The sequence below is a fragment of the uncultured Dialister sp. genome, assembly GCF_900541605.1.
Taxonomy (GTDB): domain Bacteria; phylum Bacillota; class Negativicutes; order Veillonellales; family Dialisteraceae; genus Dialister.
In genome coordinates, this window is sequence record NZ_UQKJ01000192.1 from 1 (window position 1) to 2,685 (window position 2,685).

General features: G+C 52.4%; 4 protein-coding genes. All 4 read right to left on the reverse strand.

Annotation, left to right across the window (positions count from 1 at the left end):
* Positions 1 to 116: 116 nt before the first annotated feature.
* The 4 genes from QZR21_RS08925 to QZR21_RS08940 all read right to left on the reverse strand — a co-directional run bounded on the left by QZR21_RS08925 (position 117) and on the right by QZR21_RS08940 (position 2,223).
* The gene (locus tag QZR21_RS08925; RefSeq protein ID WP_296099445.1) at positions 117 to 422 is read right to left on the reverse strand and encodes an HU family DNA-binding protein; all 306 of its coding nucleotides are present in this window, start codon (positions 420 to 422) and stop codon (positions 117 to 119) included.
* A 62-nt stretch (positions 423 to 484) separates the two neighbouring features.
* On the reverse strand, positions 485 to 757 hold the full coding sequence (locus QZR21_RS08930) for a hypothetical protein (protein ID WP_296975021.1): 273 nt from the start codon (positions 755 to 757) through the stop codon (positions 485 to 487).
* A complete protein-coding gene (locus QZR21_RS08935) occupies positions 714 to 1,574 on the reverse strand; it encodes a MazG nucleotide pyrophosphohydrolase domain-containing protein (RefSeq protein ID WP_296975023.1) in 861 nt (286 codons plus the stop codon). The genes QZR21_RS08930 and QZR21_RS08935 overlap by 44 nt, the downstream gene beginning before the upstream one ends.
* Positions 1,575 to 1,593: 19 nt before the next feature.
* Entirely contained in the window at positions 1,594 to 2,223 is a 630-nt protein-coding gene (locus QZR21_RS08940) for a CatA-like O-acetyltransferase (RefSeq protein ID WP_296099440.1), read from the reverse strand.
* Positions 2,224 to 2,685: the final 462 nt, after the last annotated feature.

The window sequence follows — 2,685 nt, forward strand, 5'->3', positions numbered from 1 at the left end:
TCACTCCTCATTCCTAACTCCTAACTTTTCAAAGGCCTCACCCGTTCGCACCCATGCCCCGCCGCAGGCATAAAAATAAAGCCCTCCACCAGGTGGAAGGCTTTATCTTTCACTTCTTATTTCTTTGCTTTCTTAGCTTTGGATTTCTTTGCGTTTACTTTTTCTTTCAGCTGTTTAGAAACGCGGAATGCCGGAGTCTTGGAAGCGGGGATCTTGATTTCAGCCTGGGTGGACGGATTGTGTCCTACGCGGGCTTTACGCTGACGGACTTCGAAAGTACCGAATCCGATGAGCTGTACCTTATCTCCCTTTACAAGAGCATCAGATACTACATCAAGGACAGCTTTGACTGCCTTTTCAGCATCTTTCTTTGTCATTTCAGCTTCCTGGGCTACTGCTGCGACGAGTTCTGTTTTGTTCATAACTAAACATCCTCCTTTAAATAATCGGCGGAAATCCCGCCATTGGTTCCGGCCGGAAAAGGTCAATGGGTTGAGACATATTCTTTCCAGAGCTGCAGCGCCTTTTCAGGTTCTGTGTCCGTCAGCCGGTGCCCCTCCTTTTCCAGGGTCTCCTCGAATCCATGGAACTTTTCCATGAAATCCAGGGAGTACCGGTGGAGCGCCAGTTCCGGATCAATCCCCTCTTCCCGGAGGATACGGACGAAATCAAAGAGCAGTGCGCCTGCCTTCTTTTCTTTCTCCGCCACACGGTCAGATTTCAAACAGGAAGAAAGGGGGGATACCATTCCGCTCATATCTTGCCTGCTCTCCGGAATTCAGGAGATCCTGCAGTCCGCTGGAACCAACTTTCTTTTGAATTATACACGCTAACAGCAGACTTGGCAAGCACTTCGGCACCCCGGAAAGCAGATATTTCCTGTTTTTTTCAATTCTTTTCCGTTTTTCCCACCCCTCGGGAGTGGAAATGGAGCTGTCAGATGTATCTTTATCGAAGACGAAAGGATGGCGCCGGATCATCTTCTGATTTACCCCATCCTCCACGTCCTGCATGGTGAAATACCCTTCCTTTTCTGCCAGGGTGGCATGGAAAACCACCTGGAACAGAAGATCCCCCAGCTCCTCCTTCAGGTTATCCATGTCATCATGGTCAATGGCATCGATGACCTCCGCCGTTTCCTGGATGAGGTAAGTGCAGAGGGAACGGTGGTCCTGCTTCCGGTCCCAGGGGCAGCCACCGGGGGCCAGGAGAGTGTGCATGGTACCCTTGAGGTCCGAAAGAGAAAAGGGAACGGGCCTCCTCTTTTCCGCCTTCCGGCTGTCAAAAAGGAGAAGGAAATCATCCTTTGCCTCGTAATGGCTGAATTCCTCCAGCGAAAGGCGGAGGATATTGCCATGGGCCAGGAGCAGCACCGGCGCTTCATCCTCATAGATGGCCAGCGCCCGGCGGGCAAAGAGAGCTGCCTCCTCCGGTGTGGGATGGATGATGACCAGAAGGTGGGGCATGTTGAGGGACAGGAAAGGGATTTCCTCCCCCTTTACGATAGTGAAACTGTCCTGAGGAGACAGGAGCCCCTTGCCCTCCAGATAAGTAAGAATGTCTTCCGTATTCATTGCGTCTACCTTTCAGAAATTACTTCCACCGATTAATGAGCCCCTGGAGCTCGTGGAACACCCGGGACCCGTGGTACCCGTCACATACGGCATGGTGAAACTCCACGGCCAGGGGAATGTAGTAGTGGCTCCGCTTCCGGTGAATCCGGCCCAGGGTATACATGGGGATCAGACTGTGGAAGGCCTTCGGGAAACTCAGGTGCAGCGCCTTGAACTGCATCCAGGGCACCACGGAAGCGGGGAATACGTTCTTCGGGAAATCGGGTTTCCCAAAGAGCCCCTTCCTGTCGCCGTAGGTCTTCTCGTCTTCTTCGAAGTCATGGAGGAAATCTTCATACTTCTCAGAGTAAGGCGTCCAAAGGGCGGAAAAGGTATGGTCATCCCGATGGAATACGGTATAGGTGGGATGGACCACATCATAGTACCCCAGCTCCCCCTTTTCATTGAAAGCCATGCGGTACCGTTTGTGATGGTTCTCCACGGTGCCGATAAAATGAAGAAGCGCCGGATAGGGACGGGCATGGCGCTTCATGATAGGGGTGATATCGATTTCATCGGTCATATTGTACCGGCAGGGCACCACGTCAAGAAAGTAGTGGAAATACTCCTCCCTGTCCCAGGTACTCCGATCAATAAGCGTAAATTTCATGGTCCTCCCCCTTTTCTTATCAATAGTCACAATTCGCTGATATGTATACTATATCATACCTGGGAAAGAGAGGTCGAGGGGATTAGCGCCTTTGGCGCTACAGGTCTAGACCTAGACCTAGATCTAGATCTAGACCTTCAGCGGCTTCGCCGCGGTTATGTGGCTTGCGGGCGTGCGTTCGAACGGGGGCTTCCAGCTTCTAGCTGCTAGCAGCAGGATAGCTGATTCGCCTGTGGCAAATTAGTAGCTAGGTGAACAGGCCCTGCAGGCCAATCCCTTCAACATCTCTCTTCTGGGAAGAGAGCCTCCTGTTGTGTCAATGGCACGTTTTGGGTGCAGCGTCGTCAGGATTCCTATCGCCGCTTCGCCACCGTTCGTTAGCCCCCCCTTCCTCGGAAGACAAGGGCCCTGCAGAGGACTGCTGAGCCGGGCCCAAGTTGGTGCCTTTACTGCACATTAAGG